At 71.0% G+C, this 18659-nt stretch carries 16 protein-coding genes and 1 tRNA gene; 8 read left to right on the plus strand and 9 right to left on the minus strand.

From position 1 onward, the window contains the following. Positions 1 to 197: 197 nt before the first annotated feature. From EOE48_RS14425 to EOE48_RS30485, 3 genes are all read right to left on the minus strand, one after another. Positions 198 to 1244 carry a sensor histidine kinase gene (locus EOE48_RS14425; protein ID WP_127730270.1) on the minus strand — a complete coding sequence of 349 codons (1047 nt, stop codon included), beginning with the start codon at positions 1242 to 1244 and terminating at the stop codon, positions 198 to 200. Beyond that, positions 1241 to 1654, minus strand: coding sequence for a response regulator (locus tag EOE48_RS14430; protein ID WP_127730528.1), 414 nt, complete (start codon positions 1652 to 1654; stop codon positions 1241 to 1243). The genes EOE48_RS14425 and EOE48_RS14430 overlap by 4 nt, the downstream gene beginning before the upstream one ends. Positions 1655 to 1805: 151 nt before the next feature. Continuing rightward, positions 1806 to 3788, minus strand: coding sequence for an ATP-binding protein (locus EOE48_RS30485; RefSeq protein ID WP_425463664.1), 1983 nt, complete (start codon positions 3786 to 3788; stop codon positions 1806 to 1808). A gap of 880 nt (positions 3789 to 4668) precedes the next feature. Here EOE48_RS30485 and purS point away from each other — a divergent pair. The 3 genes from purS (at position 4669) to EOE48_RS14450 (ending at position 6666) form a co-directional block, all read left to right on the plus strand. After that, positions 4669 to 4908, plus strand: a complete 240-nt coding sequence (gene purS, locus EOE48_RS14440; RefSeq protein WP_127730272.1) for a phosphoribosylformylglycinamidine synthase subunit PurS — start codon at positions 4669 to 4671, stop codon at positions 4906 to 4908. Beyond that, positions 4908 to 5594 (plus strand): phosphoribosylformylglycinamidine synthase subunit PurQ, encoded by a 687-nt coding sequence (gene purQ, locus EOE48_RS14445; RefSeq protein WP_127730274.1) that lies wholly within the window; start codon positions 4908 to 4910, stop codon positions 5592 to 5594. The genes purS and purQ overlap by 1 nt, the downstream gene beginning before the upstream one ends. A 121-nt stretch (positions 5595 to 5715) precedes the next feature. Beyond that, the gene (locus tag EOE48_RS14450) at positions 5716 to 6666 is read left to right on the plus strand and encodes an alpha/beta hydrolase fold domain-containing protein (RefSeq protein WP_127730276.1); all 951 of its coding nucleotides are present in this window, start codon (positions 5716 to 5718) and stop codon (positions 6664 to 6666) included. 176 nt (positions 6667 to 6842) lie between these two features. Here the strand turns inward: EOE48_RS14450 and EOE48_RS14455 are convergent, their stop codons facing one another. Both EOE48_RS14455 and EOE48_RS14460 read right to left on the minus strand, forming a co-directional pair. After that, positions 6843 to 7505, minus strand: a complete 663-nt coding sequence (locus EOE48_RS14455) for a response regulator (protein WP_127730278.1) — start codon at positions 7503 to 7505, stop codon at positions 6843 to 6845. Positions 7506 to 7646: 141 nt separating this feature from the next. Beyond that, positions 7647 to 8117 carry a secondary thiamine-phosphate synthase enzyme YjbQ gene (locus tag EOE48_RS14460; protein WP_127730280.1) on the minus strand — a complete coding sequence of 157 codons (471 nt, stop codon included), beginning with the start codon at positions 8115 to 8117 and terminating at the stop codon, positions 7647 to 7649. 177 nt (positions 8118 to 8294) lie between these two features. Here EOE48_RS14460 and EOE48_RS14465 point away from each other — a divergent pair. The 3 genes from EOE48_RS14465 to EOE48_RS14475 all read left to right on the plus strand — a co-directional run bounded on the left by EOE48_RS14465 (position 8295) and on the right by EOE48_RS14475 (position 9858). Continuing rightward, positions 8295 to 8369, plus strand: a tRNA-Gly gene (locus EOE48_RS14465). 33 nt (positions 8370 to 8402) lie between these two features. After that, entirely contained in the window at positions 8403 to 9212 is an 810-nt protein-coding gene (locus EOE48_RS14470; protein ID WP_127730282.1) for a helix-turn-helix transcriptional regulator, read from the plus strand. Between the two features lie 97 nt (positions 9213 to 9309). Further along, positions 9310 to 9858 (plus strand): YbhB/YbcL family Raf kinase inhibitor-like protein, encoded by a 549-nt coding sequence (locus EOE48_RS14475; RefSeq protein WP_127730284.1) that lies wholly within the window; start codon positions 9310 to 9312, stop codon positions 9856 to 9858. 102 nt (positions 9859 to 9960) lie between these two features. On the opposite strand, the gene nhaA is transcribed toward EOE48_RS14475, so the two are convergent. Together nhaA and EOE48_RS14485 are read right to left on the minus strand one after the other, a co-directional pair. Next, positions 9961 to 11343: a Na+/H+ antiporter NhaA gene (gene nhaA, locus EOE48_RS14480; RefSeq protein ID WP_127730286.1), complete on the minus strand. Its 1383-nt coding sequence runs from the start codon at positions 11341 to 11343 to the stop codon at positions 9961 to 9963. An 89-nt stretch (positions 11344 to 11432) separates the two neighbouring features. Then, positions 11433 to 13877 (minus strand): hybrid sensor histidine kinase/response regulator, encoded by a 2445-nt coding sequence (locus EOE48_RS14485; protein WP_246154414.1) that lies wholly within the window; start codon positions 13875 to 13877, stop codon positions 11433 to 11435. Positions 13878 to 14289: 412 nt separating this feature from the next. Here EOE48_RS14485 and EOE48_RS14490 point away from each other — a divergent pair, with 412 nt between their 5' ends. Together EOE48_RS14490 and cynS are read left to right on the plus strand one after the other, a co-directional pair. Continuing rightward, on the plus strand, positions 14290 to 15282 hold the full coding sequence (locus tag EOE48_RS14490; RefSeq protein ID WP_127730288.1) for an SDR family oxidoreductase: 993 nt from the start codon (positions 14290 to 14292) through the stop codon (positions 15280 to 15282). 112 nt (positions 15283 to 15394) lie between these two features. Next, positions 15395 to 15883 carry a cyanase gene (gene cynS / locus EOE48_RS14495; RefSeq protein WP_127730290.1) on the plus strand — a complete coding sequence of 163 codons (489 nt, stop codon included), beginning with the start codon at positions 15395 to 15397 and terminating at the stop codon, positions 15881 to 15883. Between the two features lie 39 nt (positions 15884 to 15922). Here the strand turns inward: cynS and EOE48_RS14500 are convergent, their stop codons facing one another. Together EOE48_RS14500 and EOE48_RS14505 are read right to left on the minus strand one after the other, a co-directional pair. Then, positions 15923 to 16882 (minus strand): hypothetical protein, encoded by a 960-nt coding sequence (locus EOE48_RS14500; RefSeq protein ID WP_127730292.1) that lies wholly within the window; start codon positions 16880 to 16882, stop codon positions 15923 to 15925. 260 nt (positions 16883 to 17142) lie between these two features. Next, on the minus strand, positions 17143 to 18549 hold the full coding sequence (locus EOE48_RS14505) for a hypothetical protein (RefSeq protein WP_127730294.1): 1407 nt from the start codon (positions 18547 to 18549) through the stop codon (positions 17143 to 17145). Between the last annotated feature and the right edge of the window lie 110 nt (positions 18550 to 18659).

The raw sequence follows: 18659 nt of genomic DNA on the forward strand, positions 1-18659 counted from the left end.
GATGAGGGTGGGAGAGACCGCCGCGGTCAGACTGCGGATCTCGAGCATCGAACGGGTCCATTGCACGCGATGACGTCCGCAGAATCGCGCCCGCACCCCTTCCGGACTCTTAACGCCCGGGCGGACCAGCAAATCGACGTTAAGGACCGGTTACGGAAATCGAGAATGCAGGTCGGGGGGCCCCCGCGACGCCGCCGCTACAGGGCCACCAGCAGGGTCGCGGCGGTGCCCTTGCGGTCGGCGAGGTAGCGCACCTCGGAGCGCAGGTTGGACGCCATCGCCCGGATGATGCGCGAACCGAGGCCGGTGCCGCGGGGCGTGCCGGTGCCGTGCCAGCCGACCCCGTCGTCCTCGACCGCGAGGCGCAGGGCCTCGCCCTCGCGCAGGACGGCGACCCGGATCTCGCCGGTCACGCCGTCCGGATAGGCGTACTTGTAGGCGTTGGTGACGAGTTCGGTGACGACGACCCCGAGGGAGACCGCCTTGTCGGTGGCGACCTCGACCGCGTCGGCGGTGAGGCGGATGTGGTGGCGACGGCCGCTGGCGTTCATCGCCGCGTCGAGCTCCTCGACGAGGCTCGCCAGATAGGCGTCGATCGCCACGATCCGGACGTCGTCGGAGGTGTAGAGGCGCCGGTGGATGCCCGCGATGGCGGTGATGCGGGCCTGGGTCTCCTCCAGGGCGGCGCGGGCGGCGGGGTCGGCGACGGCGTTGCCCTGCATCCGCACCAGGGCCGCCACCAGGGCGAGGCTGTTGGCGACCCGGTGGTTGACCTCGCGCAGGAGCAGTTCGGCCCGGTCGCGGGCCTCGCGCACCTCGGCCTCGGCGCGCTCCTTCTCCCGGCGCAGGCGGTCCTGCTGCACGGCGGTCGCCACCGCCTCGGCCAGCAGGTCGCGGAAATGGCCGTGGATGTCCTTGAACACGTAGTCGACCGCGCCGGCCTTGAGCGCGGCGACCGCGACCCGGCTGTCCTCCGAGCCGGTGACGTAGACGACCGGGGGCGGGTCGGGCAGGGTGCGGATGCGGGCGAGCAGGTCGAGGCCGGTCTCGCCCGGCATGTGGTGGTCGAGGGCGACGACGTCGATCCCGCCGGCGCCGAGGCGGGCGAGCCCGGTCCCGCCGTCGGCCGCGTGCTCCACCGCGCAGCCCCGCGCCGTCAGCGTCCGGGCGACGAGACGCGCGAGGCCGGGATCGTCGTCGACGTAGAGGACGCGGACCGGCGGCGGGGCGGCGGGGCCGGTCACGCGGTCTCCGGGACCTGCATCACCGAGAAGAACAGGCCGAGCTGGCGGATCGCGTTGGCGAAGCCCTCGTAGTTGACCGGCTTGGTGATGTAGACGTTGCAGCCGAGGTCGTAGCAGCGCTGGATCTCGCGCTGGTCGTCGGTGGTGGTGAGGATCACCACCGGCGAGCGGCGCAGGTGCGGGTTCGACTTCACCGCCTGCAGGATGTCGACCCCGGTCATGTCGGGCAGGTTGAGGTCGAGCAGGATCAGCAGCGGCCGGCCGGCATGGACCTGCCCGCTGCCGTCGGGCCCGAGCAGGTAGGCGAGCGCCGAGGTGCCGTCGCGGAACGGCTCGATCGGGTTGTTGACCCCCGCCCGGCGGATGTTGCGCTCGATCAGGCGGGCGTGGCCCTCGTCGTCCTCGACCATCACGATGTGCACGGGCTGCACGGGGATCTCCTTCGGTGCGGACCGCGTCCGGACCGGGCAGGATCTAAGCACCATTCGCCGGAACCGTCACCGTTCCGGCGAGGAATGCCACGGGGGAAAACCCGGGCAGGGCTGCACGGAGCCGCTCTGCTCAGGGCTGGCGCAGCGGGAGCGTCACGGTGAACGTCGTACCAGCCCCAACGACCGAGGCAAGGTCGATCTGGCCGCCCAGCGCCCGGGCCAGAGTGCGGACATGGGCGAGCCCGATGCCCTCGCCCGGCCGGTCCTGCCGGCCCGAGCGTCGAAACAGCTCGAACACCCGGGCGTGGTCGGAGGCCGCGATGCCGCGGCCGTTGTCGGCGACCCGGAACACCGCCTGTCCCTCGACCACCGCGCCCGTGACCGCGATGCGGCCGGGCCGGCCGTCCTCGAGGTACTTGATCGCGTTGTCGAGCAGGTTGCCGAAGATCTGCCCGACCGCGACCCGGTCGGCGACGATCTCCGGCAGCGGGCCGATCTCGACGCTCGCGCCGGCCGCCGCGGCCTGATGGCGCTGGGCGTCGGCGAGGTCGTGCATCACCGCCGTCATGTCGAGGGGCTCGGGATGGAAGCTGCGCCGGCCCTCCCGCGACAGCCGCAGGATCGCGTTGATGAGGCCGTCCATCTTGGTGATCGCCGCCTTGATGAAGCCGAGGGACTCGGCGAGGTCGGCGTCGATCCGCCCGGCCTCCGGGTGGCCGGCGAGCGCCGCCGCGATGTCGCCGCGGCTCGCCTCGATCTCGCTGGTGAAGCCCATGATGTTGACGAGCGGCGCGCGCAGGTCGTGGCTGACGATGTAGGCGTAGCGCTGGATCTCGTCGTTGGACTCGCGCAGGGCCGCCTCGGCCGCCCGCTGCTCGGTGATGTCGGTGTGGACGCCGACCCATTCGCGGAGCGTGCCGTCGGGCTCGACCACCGGCACCGCCTTGATGGCGAAGGTGCGCCAGATCCCGTCGTGGCGCCGCACCCGGTGCTCGTGGGCAAACAGCCGCCGGCCGGCGACGGCGGCGTTCCACGCCTCGACCGAGGCGGCGCGGTCGTCGGGATGGACCGCCTCGGCCCAGCCGTAGCCGCGGTACTGCTGGGGCCCCTGGCCGGTGAGCGCGCTCCAGCCGGGCTGGTCGCCGGCCATCCGGCCGCCCGCGTCGTTGGTCCACAGCACGCCGCGCACCGCCTGCACGGCGGCGGCGAAGCGGTCCTGCGAGCGGCGCACCGACTCGAACAGGGCGGCGTTGTCGAGGGCGACCGCCGCCTGCCCGGCAAGGCCGGCGACGAGGGTTTGCTCGCGGTCGCCGAAGCGGCGCGGCTCGGGATGGCCGAACAGCAGCGCGCCGAGCGTGGTGCCGGTGCGCGAGACCACCGGCAGGGCGAGGTAGCTGCGCACCGGCAGGTGGCCCTGCGGCATGCCGCCGAGGCTGCCGTAGCGCGGGTCGGCCAGGATGTCGTCGCTGCGAACCGGGCCGTCGGCCCGGAAGGTCGGGGCGAACAGGCCGGTGGCGCGGGGCAGCCCGAAGCGGGTGAAGCTCTCCAGCGGCGCCCCGGCGAGGCTGAGCAGGTGCCAGCGCTCGGGCGCGTCGACGCTCGCCGGGACGCGCTCGAACAGCGCGCCGTAGGCCGCGCCGGTGAGCCGCGTCGCCGCCTCGATCACCGCCTGCCCGAGGCGCTGCCGGTCGAGTTCGCTGCTGAGCGCGAGGCCGACCCGGTTCATGACTTCGAGGCGCTGGGTCTCCTCGCGCAGGGTGGCGGCGGCGCGCTCGCGCTCGGCGGCGCGGTCGCGCTGGAGCTGCGCCGCACGGGCCAGTTCGGCGCTCACCGCCTCGATCTCGGCCGGCACGTCGGCGAGCGGCCTGACCGCCTCGCCGCGCCCGAGGGCGACGGCCTGGGCGGCGAGCCCGCGCAGGGGAGCGGCGATGTGCCGGGCGACCGCGAGGGCGAGGGCGACCGCGAGCGCCGCGAGGGCGAGGCCGAGGCCGACGAACCACAGCACCGAGGCCCGGACCGGCGCCGTCAGGGCCTCGAACGGCACGCCGACCGCGACCCGCAGGCCCGAGCGCGGGGCCCGGGCGTAGGTAACGAAGACCGGCTCTCCCTCCATCGAGTCGCCGCTCCAGCTTCCGCCGCTCCCGGTGGCGCGCTCGCGCAGGCTCCGGGGCACGAGGCTGCCGACGTAGAGGTCCGGGGCGCGGGTGCGGGCGAGGATCCGGTCGCCGCTGTCGAACACCGTCGCGACCCAGGACGCCGGCAGGCCGTCGGCGAGGAGCAGGGTGCGCAGGCGCTCCACCGGCAGGTCCAGCGCCAGCAGGTACAGGACCTCGCCGGTGCCCGCCCGCAGGACCGGCGAGACGATGCGGAAGCGCGACGCCTCGGGCGGATCGGTCCGCAGCACGTCCGAGACCACGGCCCGGCGCCCGTCGAGGGCGGCGCGGTCGGCGCCGTCGAGGCGGCCGGCCCCGGCCTCCGGCTCCCCGGCCAGGACCGTGCCGTCGGGGGCGCGCAGCAGCGCGTCGAGGCCGGTGCGCTGCCTGAGCGCCGCCGTCTGCGCCCGGAAGGCCGCGAGGTCGCCGCGCTGGAGCGAGCCGGCGAGACCGAGGGTCTCCAGGGTGGCGATCAGCCCGGCGACGTCCTGGTCGAGGGTCGCGGCGGCGGCCCGGGCGCGGTTGTCGGCCTCGCGCTCGAGATGCCGGCGCGACTCCGCGCCGTACTGCCACAGCAGCACTCCGGCGAAGACCAGGATCGGCACGGTGAGCGCCAGCGCCAGCACCGACAGGCGCGCGAGGATCGAGAGCCGGCTCACGCGGAGGACCGGAGCGGGCGGGAGGGAGAGCGGCACGGGGAGCGGGCTCGGCAGGCGGGTCGGGGCGCGTCTCTAGCACGGTTTGCCCGGGTGCCCGCAGGACTGCGCTCCCCGGCGTTGCCTCCCGGTACGTTCCGAACTATCGCCTGATGAACATTGTCTTTCGCCGAAGGTCTGGCCGATGAAAGCGCGCGTCACCGTCACCCTGAAGAACGGCGTCCTCGACCCGCAGGGCAAGGCGATCGAGGGGGCCCTGCGCTCCCTCGGCATCGCCGGCATCGCCGGGGTGCGCCAGGGCAAGTTCTTCGAGGTCGAGGTCGAGGCCGCCGACCGGGCCGAGGCCGAGGCGACCGTGAAGGCGGCCTGCGACCGGCTGCTCGCCAACACCGTGGTCGAGAACTACCGGGTCGAGATCGCGTGATGAAGGCCGCCGTCATCGTCTTCCCGGGCTCGAACCGCGACGGCGACGTCGTGCGGGCCCTGCGCCAGGCCGGGGCCGAGGTCTCGCGGGTGTGGCACGCCGAGACCGCGCTGCCGGCCGGCACCGACCTCGCGGTGCTGCCGGGCGGGTTCTCCTACGGCGACTACCTGCGCTGCGGCGCCATCGCGGGCCGGGCCAACGCCATGGACGCGGTGCGGGCCCACGCCGCCCGCGGCGGCCTCGTGCTCGGGATCTGCAACGGCTTCCAGATCCTGTGCGAATCCGGCCTGCTGCCGGGCGTGCTGATGCGCAACGTCAACCGCCGCTTCATCTGCCACCGGCAGTTGCTGCGGGTCGAGCGCACCGACACCGCCTTCACCCGCGCCTACGGTGAGCGGCAGGTCATCGACGTCTGCGTCGCCCACGGCGAGGGCAACTACTACGCCGATCCCGAGACCCTGGCGCGGATCGAGGGCGAGGGGCTGGTGGCGTTCCGCTACTGCGATGCCGCCGGCACCCTGACCGAGGACGCCAACCGCAACGGCTCGGTCAATTCCATCGCGGGGATCTACTCGCAGACCCGCACCGTGCTCGGGCTGATGCCGCACCCGGAGAACTTCGTCGAGGATCTGGTCGGCGGCACCGACGGACGCGGCCTGTTTGAGAGCCTCGCCCGGGCGGCGTGAGGCGGGCCGGGCGGGCGGATCCCCAGCCAACCGCCGCCCGCCCGCGCGGACGCCTTGAAGTCCAAGCGGTTTTTCCGCACATCGGAGCGTCGTCCGCCCGTCACAGGAGCCCCGGCCCCGCATGATCGACCACGCGCTCTTCGACCCGGCGAAGGCCGATGCCGAGGCCGAGCGGCTGAACCGGGAGATCATCGCCGCCCAGAAGGCGGCGCCCGACCCGTGGGCGATGCCGGTCGAGGAGGTGCGCGAGCGGCGCCGGCGCGGCAGTGCGGCGATCCCCGCGATGGCGCGCAGCGCCCGGGCCGAGACCCTGACCATCGACGGCCCGGGCGGGCCGCTGGAACTCCGGGTGATCCGGCCGCAGCGCAAGGCGCGCGGCGCCTACCTGCACGTTCATTCCGGCGGCTTCCTGTGGGGCGGGGCCGACGAACAGGATCCGTGGCTCGAACGCATCGCCGACCGCTGCGGCTTCGTCTGCGTCTCGGTCGCCTACCGCCTCGCCCCCGAGCATCCCTACCCGGCCCCGATCGACGATTGCGAGGCCGCGGCCCTGTGGCTGCACCGCGAGGGCCGCGCCCTGTTCGGGGTCGAGGCGCTGACGATCGGCGGCGAATCGGTCGGCGCGCACCTCGCCGTGATGACGATGCTGCGCCTGCGCGACCGCCACGCCCTGCCGAAGGCGTTCCGCGGCGCCAACCTGTTCTCCGGCCTGTTCGACCTCGGCGTCACCGCCAGCGCCCGCAACTGGGGCGCCGAGCGGCTGGTGCTCAATTCCGAGGACGTGCGCCGCTTCGCCGACGGCTTCGTGCCCGAGGGGGTGGCCCGGCGCTCGCCGGACGTCTCGCCGCTCTACGCCGACCTCGCCGGCCTGCCGCCGGCCTTGTTCTCGGTCGGTACCCGCGATCCCCTGCTCGACGACACGCTGTTCATGTCGATGCGCTGGGCGGCGGCCAACAACGGCGGCTACACCGCGGTCTATACCGGCGGCTGCCACGTCTTCATCCGCTACCCGATCGCGATGAGCGACCGCGCCCTCGAACTCATCGAGCGGTTCCTGATGGCGCTGGCCTGAGCGGGTCTTATGCGAAATCCGAATCATCGCTTCTGGCGATCCCTGCGGGATCGTGGCGATTGCTCTGCAATCGCTGCCGCGATGCGGATTTCGGCTTCGCTCAAGCGTGTGGAGCCGAAGGCTCCACCGCGCGGGCTGGTGATACGATGTCCGGAACGGATCGTCCGGAACTCGTATCACTCGACCCCGGCCGGCGGGCGCAGCGTCGCGCCGATGCGCGAGGAGGCGATCACCGCCTGGGTGCGGCTCTCGACGCCGAGCTTCTGCAGGATCGCCGAGACGTGGGCCTTCACGGTCGCCTCGGAGACGCCGAGCTCGTAGGCGATCTGCTTGTTGAGCAGTCCTTCCGACAGCATCATCAGCACCCGCACCTGCTGCGGCGTCAGGGTGGCGAGGCGGCGCATCAGGTCCGCGGTCTCCTTGTCCTCGGAGGCCGGCAGCTCGCTGTCGGGCGGCGCCCAGGTGCCGCCGTCGAGGACCTGCCGGATCGCCGCGCCGATCGCGTCGATGTCGAGCGACTTCGGGATGAACCCGGCGGCGCCGAAGCCGAGCGCCCGGCGGATCACCACCGGGTCCTCGTTGGCCGAGACGATTACCACCGGAATCGCCGGGTGCTGGGCGCGCAGGTACATCAGCCCGGAAAACCCCTGGACCCCCGGCATGGTCAGGTCGAGGAGGATCAGGTCGACCTCGGCTTCCGCGTCGAGATGGGCCGTCAGGGCGTCGAGGCCGCTCGCCTCGACGATGCGGGCCTCGGGGAGCAGGGCCGCCACCGCGCCGCGCAGGGCACCCCGGAACAGCGGGTGGTCGTCGGCGATGAGGATGGTCTCGGTGCTCAAGGAAAGCCTCTCGCGCCAGCCGATCCGGGCCGCCCCGTCGACGGCATTCCGGCGCTCGTCCCCCGATCTTATCCCCCCGCGGGCACGCCGACAATTTCTCCGCGACGCCTCATCCCCCGGGGTTTTCACCGCGCATCCCGGTCAGGCGCCGGCGAGATGCAGGACGATGCTGCGGGTGTGCGGCCGGTCGCGGTGCTCGATGACATAGATCCCCTGCCAGGTGCCGAGGGCCGGCCGCCCGTCGAGCACCGGGATCGACAGGGTCGAGCCGGTCAGCATCGTGCGGATATGCGCCGGCATGTCGTCCGGGCCTTCGAGGCCGTGGACGTAGCCGGCGTCGCGGGGCGCCAGCCGGTCGAGCGCCGCGGCGAGGTCGGTGCGCACGTCGGGGTCGGCGTTCTCCTGAATCGTCAGCGAGGCCGAGGTGTGCCGGCAGAACACCGTGAGCAGCCCGTGGCCGATCCCGCTGCCGGCGACGAACTCCGCCGCCGCGGCGGTGATCTCGACGAAGTCCCGGCCGCGGCTGAACACCGTGAGCTGCCCGGTGACCTGCCGCGTCACCGCGCCCTCGGCGATCCGCTCGACGCCGCCCACCACCCGATCCCGCCGCATCCGCCCCGCTCCCCTGCCCGTGCCGCCGGCCCGACGCCCGTCCGCGGCCCGCCGACGGGGACAATCCGCGGCGCCCCGCACGGATCCGCAAACCCGGTCACGCGGCGCTTGCATCGCCGGGCCGGATGGTGTTTATGCCCTCCACCGGCGCCGCCGAGGCGGCCGCGGAACGCGAGAGCGGGTGTAGCTCAGGGGTAGAGCACAACCTTGCCAAGGTTGGGGTCGAGGGTTCGAATCCCTTCGCCCGCTCCAGTTCCTCCCTCATGGTCGAGACGCCGGCGAGCGATGCTGCGCGATCCGCCACAAGCCGGCGGGGACCCCGGGGTCTCGGTCCTCCGCATCACCCAGGCGACCACCGCGACCTTCGCCAACCTGTATTTCCGGCTGACGTTCCTGTTCTTCGTCCGGACCGGATCGAAGCGGGTGCTGTGCCCCGTGAGCGGCGAGCTGGTCGGGCAGGCGGGCGACGTGATGATCTTCCCTCCCGCGTCGCTGGTGACGATGGAGAACCGGCCCCTCCTCCACGAGAGCTACAGCGCCGACGGCGTCTGCTTCTCCGACGACCTGATCGAGGCGGTCTTCTCCGGCCGGGATCCGCCGGCCGGCCCGGTCGGCATCCAGCGGCTCGCGGCCGAGCCGTACCGGCCGGGACTCGTCCTCGACCTGCTCAGGCACACCCTGGCCGATCCGGGCCTGCCGCCCCCGATCAGGCGGCACCGGCTCCTGGAGCCGCTGATCTGGCTGCGCGAGAACGGGGTCCGCCTCTCCGGTCGCGGCGAGGAGCAGCCGTTCAGCAGGGTCCGGCGCCTGATCGAGACCGATCTCGCGCGGTCGTGGCAGCGTCCGGAGGTGGCCGCCCACTTCGCCATGAGCGAGGCGACCTTCCGGCGCTGGCTCGCCCGATCGGGGCACCGCTTCTCCGCGATCCTGTCCAGCACGCGCCTGGAGCGCGGGCTGACCCTGCTCCAGACGACGGACCTGCCGGTCTCCCGCGTGGCTCTGGATTGCGGCTTCAAGACGCCCTCGCATTTCTCCGACGCCTTCCGCGCCCGGTTCGGGATCGCGCCGCGACGGATCCGCTCGGCCGGCAAATGACCGCTCGCCGACAGTCTCTGATCGTCCGGCGGAAGCGGACGCTCCCGCGGGCGGCTACATCCCGGGACGGGTCGACCCCGAGCCCAGGAGCCCGACGATGGTTGCAGGAAGGTTGTTCGCCACGCTGATGCTCACCGCCATGGCGGCCGGCGCCGCGCAGGCACAGGAGTTCAGGCTGTCCAGCGCGTCGATGTCCGAAGGCGTGCCGCTCTCGTCCTCGCAGGTGTTCGACGGCTTCGGCTGCAAGGGCGGCAACGTCTCGCCGCAGCTGTCGTGGTCGGGTGCGCCCAAGGGCACCAGGAGCTTCGCGATCACCCTCTACGATCCCGATGCGCCGACGGGATCCGGCTGGTGGCACTGGACCGTCGTCAACATCCCGGCCTCCGCGACCGCCCTCGAATCCGGCGCGAGCGGAGGCCGGGCGCTGCCGACGGGAGCGGTCGAGACCACCAACGATTACGGCACCGCCGGCTTCGGCGGGGCCTGTCCGCCGCCCGGCGCGATGCATCGCTACGTCGTCACGGTCCACGCCCTCGCGACCGAGCGGCTGACCCTGCCGGAGAAGGCGAGCAACGCCCTCGTCGGCTTCATGATCGGCGCGAACACGATCGCGAAGGCGCAACTCACCGCCGTCTACACGCGCTGAGCGCCGGCGATCCGCGCGGGGCCGCCCGGTGCGGTCGCCCCGCGCGGAAGACGCGCGGAAGAGATGCGGCGGAGACGAGCCGGGCGGAAGAGATCCGGCCGATCACGCGGCCGCGGATCCGGCGGCGCGGCGCAGGACGGCGTAGCCGGCCGCGGCCGAGATCACCGAGGCGATCAGGACGCCGAGCGAGGCGGTCTCGCGCACCTCGTCCTCGAAGGCGAGGCCGGCGATGAACAGCGAGATCGTGAAGCCGATCCCCGCGAGCGCGCCGATCCCCGCCACCATCGTCCAGCTCACCCGGTCGGGCCGGCGCGCGAGGCCGAGCGCCGTCGCGGCCCAGGTGAACAGCATGAAGCCGAGAGGCTTGCCCAGCGCCAGCCCGGCCACGATGCCGAGCACCAGCGGCGAGGCCAGGGTCCCGAGCAGTTCCGGCGAGACGTGGACGCGGACGTTCGACAGGGCGAAGAGCGGCAGAACGAGGTAGGTCACCCACGGCGTCAGCCCGTCGATGAGGCGCCCGCTCGTCACGTGGGTCGCGCTCGTCATCTCCTCGATGTAGCCGAGCCGCGCCTCGGCCGCCTGCTGCGCCTCCATCGCGGTCTCCTCGTCGTCGGTCTCCTCGGCGGTCCTGTGCGCGCGCTGGAACTCGTCGATCCGCTTCTGGACCTTCTCGGCGAAGGTCGAGCGGTCGAGCCGCGGCGTCACCGGCACGGTCAGCCCGACCATGACTCCGGCGATCGTCGCGTGGACGCCGGATTCGAACACGCCGGCCCACACCGCCAGCGCGAGGGCGACGTAGGGCAGCGGCGAGACCACGCCGAGGCGGCGCAGGCCGAGGATGCCCCCGAGCGCCAGCGCCGCCACGACGAGGCCGGTCGCATGAATCGCGTCGGTGTAGGCGAGCGCGATGACGAGGAGCCCGCCGACGTCGTCGACCGCCGCGAAGGCGAGCATCAGGGCCCGCACCCCCGCCGGCAGCCGGTCGGAGAACAGCGCGATCAGCGCGAGGCCGAAGGCGGTGTCCATCGCCACCACCGTGCCCCAGCCCTTGGCCTCCGGCGTGCCGTAGGTGACCGCCAGGAACAGCGCCACCGGCACGACCATGCCGCCGACCGCGCCGGCGAGGGGGAAGGCCGCGGTCTTCCAGCGCGACAGCGCCCCGCCGACCAGCTCGCGCTTCACGTCGGCGCCGATCAGCACGAAGAACAGCGGCAGCAGGGCGTGGTCGATCCACTCGGCCAGGGTGTGGCCGACGCTGCGCTCGCCGAAACCGAAGGTCAGGCTCGTGTCCCAGAACGCCTCGAAGGCGCCGGCGAAGGCCGTGTTGGTGGCGACCAGCGCGACGACCGCCGCGATCAGCAGCGGCCCGCCGGTCACCTCGCGGCCGGCGAAGAACGGCTCGACGGTATGGAGAAACTTCGCCGCGATGGGCGAATGGTGCGCCCGCGCCAGGGCGCGGCCGGCACTTCGGGGGGAGAGAGCCATGGACGGCACAACGTCCCCGCCGGACCCGCGGTTTCAGGCGCGCTGATGCGCCTCATGCGAAATCCGAATGGTTCGGATTTCGGCTTCGCTCAGGCGCCGCGCGGGCTGGTGATGCGGCTCCCGCGGGTGATCGCGGCGCCGAGCCGGCGCGAGAGCTGGTCGGCCGAGTACGGCTTGTTCAGCAGCGGGAAGCCGTGGGTGCCCTCCTGGGCGAGCACGTGGCTGTAGCCGGAGGTGAGCAGCACCGGCAGGTCCGGGTGGCGCCGGCGCAGCTCCTTGGCGAGCGCGATGCCGCCCATGCCGGGCATCACCACGTCCGAGAACACCGCGTCGAACCCACCCCCGCGCTCCAGCCGCTCCAGCGCCTCCTCGGCGTTGGCGGCCCAGGTCGTCTCGTAGCCGAGATCCTGCAGGATCTGGGTCGCGAAGCGGCCGACCTCGACGTTGTCCTCGACCACCAGCACCCGCCGGCCGGCGGGAACCGGCATCGGCTCGGCCTCGTCGCGGCCGGGGCCCGCCACCAGCCCCTCGGGGGACACCTCGGGCAGGTAGAGGGTGAAGCGGGTGCCCTCGCCGAGCCGGCTCACCACGTCGACGTCGCCGCCCGACTGCTTGGCGAAGCCGAACACCTGGGACAGGCCGAGCCCGGTGCCCTTGCCGACCTCCTTGGTGGTGAAGAACGGCTCGAAGATCCGGCCCAGCACCTCGGGCGCGATGCCCGAGCCGCTGTCGCTCAGCGACATCGCGGCGAACGGGCCGGCGGCGGCGGCATGGCCGCGGATCGGCGGCATCGCGGCGCCGCAATCGATGCGCAGCGTCAGCGTGCCCTCGCCGCGCATGGCGTCGCGGGCGTTGACCGCCATGTTGATGAGCGCGGTCTCGAACTGGCTCACGTCCGCCCGCACGTAGCACGGCGCGTCCGGCACCTGCGTCAGCACCCGGATGCGCGCGCCGGTGACCGTATCGAGCATCTCCGCGACCTCGCGCAGGCGCGCCACGACGTCGAACACCTCCGGCGCCAGCGCCTGCCGGCGGGCGAAGGCGAGGAGCTGGCCGGTGAGCTTGGCGGCCCGATCCACGGTGTCGGAGACCGCGTCGAGGTAGCGCCGGCGGCGTTCCTCGGCGAGGTCGGGCCGGCGCAGGAAGTCGACCGAGGAGCGGATGATGGTCAGAAGGTTGTTGAAGTCGTGCGCGACCCCGCCGGTGAGCTGGCCCACCGCCTCCATCTTCTGCGACTGGTGCAGCGCCTCCTCGGCCTGGGCGAGGCGCATCATGCGGTCGCGCTGCTCGGTCACGTCGCGGGCGACGCAGTAGAGCAGCCCCTCGGCCGGCACCGCCCGCCACGACAGGGTGCGGTACTCGCCGCCACGGGTGCGGAAGCGGTTCTCGAAGGTCAGCGTCGGCTCGCCGGCGGCGAGCCGCGCCACCTCCTCTCGGGTCTTGTCCTGGTCGTCGGGATGCTCCAGCCACGCAGAGGTCTGCCCGACCACCTCGTCGACGGTCCAGCCGAGGGTCGCGGTCCAGGCCGGGTTCACGCTGAGCCACACCCCCCGGCCGTCGGCGACGCCGAGCATGTCGCGGCTCACCTGCCAGATCCGGTCGCGCTCGGCGGTCCGGGCGGCCACCTCGCGCTCCAGGGTCTCGTTGAGGCGCCGCAGGGCCTGCTCCAGGCGGCGCCGGTCGGTGACGTCGTTGAACAGGATGCCGACCCGGTGCGCGCCGGCCTCGTCGACCCGGAAGGCGTGGACGTCGTACCAGCGGTCGCCGAGCGCCCGGGCGGGGTTCTCGAACCGCACCGGCTCGCCGGTGGTGGCGACCCGGCCGTAGAGGTCGAACCAGTGCGGCTCGTGGTCGGGGGCGATGTCGCGCATCCACCGGCCGACGGCGCCGGCGATGCCGGTCTGGCGCACGAAGGCCGGGTTCACCTCCAGGAAGCGGTAATCCTCGGCCTGCCCGGCTCCGTCGAACCGCATCTCGACGATGCAGAAGCCGGCGTCGATGGCGTCGAACAGCGTGCGGTGGCGGGTCTCGCTCCGGTGCAGGGCGGTCTGGGCCTGCTTGCCGGCGGTGACGTCGACCACGAAGGCGAGGCCGACCCCGTCCTCCATCAGCCGCGCCGAGATCAGCCCCCAGAACCGGCCGCCGTCCGGGCGCCGGAACTCCTTCTCGTAGGGGGCGGTGCGCCCGGTGGCGCGCAGCTCGTCGAGGGCGCGCACCGACGCCGGCTGCCACTCGGGCGGGGTCACGTCGCGGAACGACAGCCGCCCGGCCCGCAGGGCGGCCGGGTCGCAGCGGCTCATCGCCAGGAACGACGGGTTGGCGTCGAGGATGCGGCCGTCGAGGTCGAACAGCACCGCGCCGACCGTCTCGATCGCCAGGGCGTCGCGCAGCCGGCGCTCGTCGAGGCGCGGCAGCGGGTCGCCCGCCTCCCCCTCGGCCTGCCGGAGCGCGTCGCGCAGCCGCGCGCTTTCGGCCTCCGCGGCGGCGAGGCGGCGGCGCAGGTCGGCGGGATCAAGGTCGGCGGGATCAGACACGCCGCCGCCTGCCGGTCGAGGCGGTCGTCGGCCCGACCGGCTCCGGCCGGAGGGCGGCGCTGCACGGGACGGCGGACATGAGCGGGCTCCTCCCACGCAGGCGTGCGGCCTGTCGGATCGTCGTCATGGGCCCGATCCGGGCCGATACGGGCCCGATCGGGGCCGGTCGGCAGGCTATATCGACCGGCAGGGCCGGCCGGTCCAGCATCCGCGTCCCGGTCCATGTCGTCGCAAGGCGGGAAGGCCCGGCCTTGAGGCCGCCCTGATCGGGGTTCGACGGCGTCGGCCGGTCATCTCACCGGTCCGAACCTTGTTCGCCGCCGCCGCGTTCTTCCCGCCGGGGCCGCCGCCCGGGACGCGCTGATCGCCTGCCTCCGCTTCGGCCCATCCCTCGCGACGCAGGAGCCGCCGCATGGCACGCAACCTCGACGGCCTCTCGGTCGTCATCACCGGGGCGTCGAGCGGCATCGGCCGCGCCGCCGCCCTCGCCTTCGCCCGCCGCGGCGCCTGCGTGACCCTCGCCGCCCGCCGCGGCGCGGTGCTGGAGGCGGTGGCCCGCGACTGCGAGGCGGCCGGCGGGCGGGCGCTGGCGGTCGCGACCGACGTCACCGACCCGGCGGCGGTGGAGCGCCTCGCCGCGGCGTCCGTCCGGGCGTTCGGCGGCATCGACGTCTGGATCAACAATGCCGGGACCGGGGTGTTCGGGCCGTTCCAGAACGCCGCGCTCGACCTCCACCGCCGGACGATCGAGGTCAACCTGCTCGGCACCCTGCACGGCGTCGCGGCGGTGCTGCCGCTGTTCCTGCGCCGGGGCCGCGGCACGCTCATCAACACCGTCTCGCTCGGCGGCTGGGTGCCGACCCCGTTCGCCGCCGCCTACACGGCGAGCAAGTTCGGCCTGCGCGGCCTCACCACGAGCCTGCGCCAAGAGCTGCGCGGCCATCCCGGCATCCACGTCTGCGGGGTGTTTCCGGCGATCGTCGACACGCCGGGCTTCGAGCACGGCGCCAACGTCACCGGCCGCGCCCTCGACATCGGCCCGCTGCTCTACGCCCCCGAGGCGGTGGCCGAGACCTTCGTCGCCCTGGTGCGCCGCCCCCGCGGCGAGGTCGCGGTCGGCTGGCCGGCCCGGGCCGGGCAGGTCGCCTACGCCCTCGCGCCGGCGCTGACGGAAAACCTCATGGGCTTCGCCATGGCCCGCGCCCTCGACCGGGCGGCGCCCGGGCCGGTCACCGAGGGCTCCCTGCGCGCGCCGAGCGACCGCGGCACGGCGGCGAGCGGCGGCTGGCGCGCCCGCAAGGGCCTGCCGCGCTCCCCCGGCTCGCTCGCCGGCGCCCTCGGCCTCGCGGCGCTGGCCGGCCTCGCCCTCGTGGCCGGCACCCGGGCGGCGCAGGGCCGGCGCTGACGCAGGCCCCTGGCACGCCGCTTGCGATCCGGGCGGACCACCCGCGGTCGTGGGCCCTGGCTCCGGAACGCCTCGCGGGCGGGTGCCCCGCGACCGCCGCCGGGAGCCTGCGATGAAGCGCGAAGACCTGACCGAGAAGCTGCTCGACATCAAGCGCGAGAAGGGCTGGACCTGGAAGCACATCCAGGACGAGATCGGCGGCCTGTCGCCGATCCTCATCACCGCCGCCTGCATGGGCCAGATGAAGCTGCCCAAGGCCCAGGCGGCCAAGGCCGCGGCCCTGTTCGGGCTGAGCGAGGCCGAGGAGCGGATGCTGAACGAGGCGCCCTATCGCGGCTCGATCCCCCAGATGCCGCCGACCGACCCGCTGATCTACCGCTTCTACGAGCTGGTGATGGTCTATGGCACCACCTGGAAGGAGCTGATCCAGGAGGAGTTCGGCGACGGCATCATGTCGGCGATCGACTTCAACATGACCATGGAGCGCGAGCCCAACAACAAGGGCGACCGGGTGAAGCTGCAGATGTCGGGCAAGTTCCTGCCCTACAAGTATTACGGCAACGAGGAGGGCTTGCCCGAATACGGCTTCAAGGAAGGCTGATCCGATCCCGGCGCCGCCGCGGCGGCGCCGGACGGCCGGTCAGCGCTTGAAGACGAGCCCCTGCTCCGACCACGGCAGGCGCGTCACCCGCGTTCCCCGCGCTTCGAAGAAGTCGTCGAACCGCCAGGGCGGCGCGGCCAGATGCCCGTAATTGTCGAGCAGCAGCGGCGCGCCCGGCAGCAGGGTGTCCCAGGCGAAGCGCAGGCCCGGCTCCTGCCAGCCGAGGTCGATATGGGCGAAGCAGAGCGGCCCCCGGACCCGGGCGAGGCAGGCCGGGTCGTCGACGAGCCCGACGATCATCTCGACGTGGTCGTAGACCTCGTTCATCCGCACCGCGATCTCGTCCGTGCACATCGTCGCGGTCGGATCCATCATGTGGGTCTCGAACAGGTCCATCATGTAGAAGGTCCGGGTCTGGCCGAGATACTTCAGCGTCCTGGCGATGAACCAGGAACTGCCGCCCTGCCAGCTTCCCATCTCCAGGACGCTGGCCTCCGGCGAGAGGGTCAGGCCGGTCCGCAGCAGCTCGACGAGGAAGCGGATCTTCTCCGGGTTCATCATCGAAACCGGGGCGTCGGCCTCGTTCCTGAGCACGGCGTGGTAGAGCGCCTCCTGCTCGTAGGGCTTGATCTCGGTCGTGTCCTTGTAGGCGAGCCTCGGCGGATAGTAGTGCCGCGTCCAGCCGAAGTGCCGGACCACCCGGCCGAGATACTCGTACAGGTGCCGGTACTCGCAGCCGAGGATCAGGGCGGCGTCGACCCGGTGCGGGATGTCCACGACCGGCACGCCGCGGAACCGCATCTCGCGGCCGGCATAGAGCGGGTTGGGATCGTACACCGCGGCGATGCGGTCGGGGCGCAGGTTGATGACGTGCTTGGCGTACTCGCCGAAGCCGACGAGCACCACCGGCCCGCTGGTCTCGTCGCAGGCCCGGATGAGGTTCGCAAGACCCTCGTGATCGACGAAGACCGTGGGGGTGGCGTGAACGGGATAGGACATCGGGTGGGCCGCTTTTTTCAGGAAAGGGGGACGATCATCCGGTGATGCCCGCGGACCATCGCGACCGAGGACGGCGACATCAAGCGGCGGGTCACCGGACAGGAGGGCGCACGACCTCGATGCTGGCGCAGCTCGAAGCAGGTCGATGGGGGGCTACCGCGGTCGAACGATTCCGCAGCGGTCTTGAGGGTTGCATCCGCGGGCTCAACTATCCTCGACATGATCAACCGCCATGATACCGCCCGATCCCGCCGAGGAGGTCAGCGCCCGATGAGCCGCTCCATGCTCGACATGAGGCGATTTTGTTTGACGGCAGGTGCGGTAGAGAAGATGTGGTCGTAGTAGCTTCTAATCCTGTTGACTTTGTGGTCAGCGCCGACGCCGCCGCAGAAATGGACAAGTCCTCGCCCGGTAATGTCCTCGTTGCGCTCGGGCGGCCACGGGTGAACAAATGGCTCCATGACATCGAGGTCGTAGCTGGACAGCTTGCTAAAAATATAATTTGCCGCCGGCTGATCGTAGGCTTCCTGACTCGTTCGGGCTAGCCCATGCCGCAGATGTGAATAAATTGAGTGTATCACTGCTTTGAAGGCCCATCTCACATCATCGATATTTCTAAATCCGATGACTCCGGAATTGAAGCCGAGCAACTTCTGCGGCTTGCAATGTTCGTCTCCTGCGATCAGTACTGATCCATAATGCGGAAGATCAATTGCTCCCTCCGATTTGACAGAAATGCCAGATTGGCTTGAGAGCTTTATCAGGGTTTCCAAGATGCTGGAGTTGCAAATAATATCAAAATCGCAATACATTATCGGTTGGTAACGACTGATTATGTCGATGTCGTAGACTTTGAAGCGAGCGCAGACCATGTCGATCACATCATGGACTGGCACGAAGACGACGTGCAAGCGTGCGGGATCGATGAAATCGAGAATATTCTTTATGTAATTTTCGCTCATATTGGTAATAATCATATAATCGCCGCAATAATTGCCAGCATTTTCAATGCTAGAGATGCACATTCTTAGAAGTATAAAGGAATTATCCTTTCCATACGCCGAAAAATAAAGTAGTGGCTTGAAAAGATCAAGACGTTCGATTTTGTATTTGTCGTGTATGAGATAGACACTCCGCGCCTGATCTGTGTAGGAATACTTTGCAATATCAACTAGAAACGTAGAGAAATTTCCGATCCTCAGGCTGAAGTTTGCCTCGAATGAAACATCTTCACGCCGAATTCGCTGTTTTAGCGACGGTGATATCCAGTCGTTGCTGATCAAGAGATTTTCTATAGAGTCGTCATGGAGTAACCAGAATCGCTCGTAGACTTCCATCCACGGCTTCAAATTCATGATGCCATTCGGCTCAGCGGAAAGGAATAGGCCGTTTTGCTCCAGACAGACGAAAGCCGTCCCGTGCGAACTCAGGGCGAACCCACAGGACCGGTTTGGTATCGTGGCAACCGCGCGTGTGGCTCCGCCATCGAAGGCGATGTACACGGCCGTGTTTTTCTCGTCTCTGAAATAGAGGTATGCAAGACCGTCGATGTCAATCATGCGGACGGCATGACGGTCCCGGATATCCTTGGAAGCGGTCAGGGTGTCCGTCCCTGCATCGTATGAAACGACCTGCCCATGCACCGTGACGAGTTTGGGATGGGTCATCGATCCAGTCTCGGACTCTTGGGTAGGGTGAGAAAGCGACCATGCATGATAGGCATAGTGTTGGGACGACGCATGATCTCGGACAGGCGTCGTGTCAAGTCTCTTATATT

Source organism: Methylobacterium oryzihabitans (genome assembly GCF_004004555.2).
Taxonomy (GTDB): Bacteria; Pseudomonadota; Alphaproteobacteria; order Rhizobiales; family Beijerinckiaceae; genus Methylobacterium; species Methylobacterium oryzihabitans.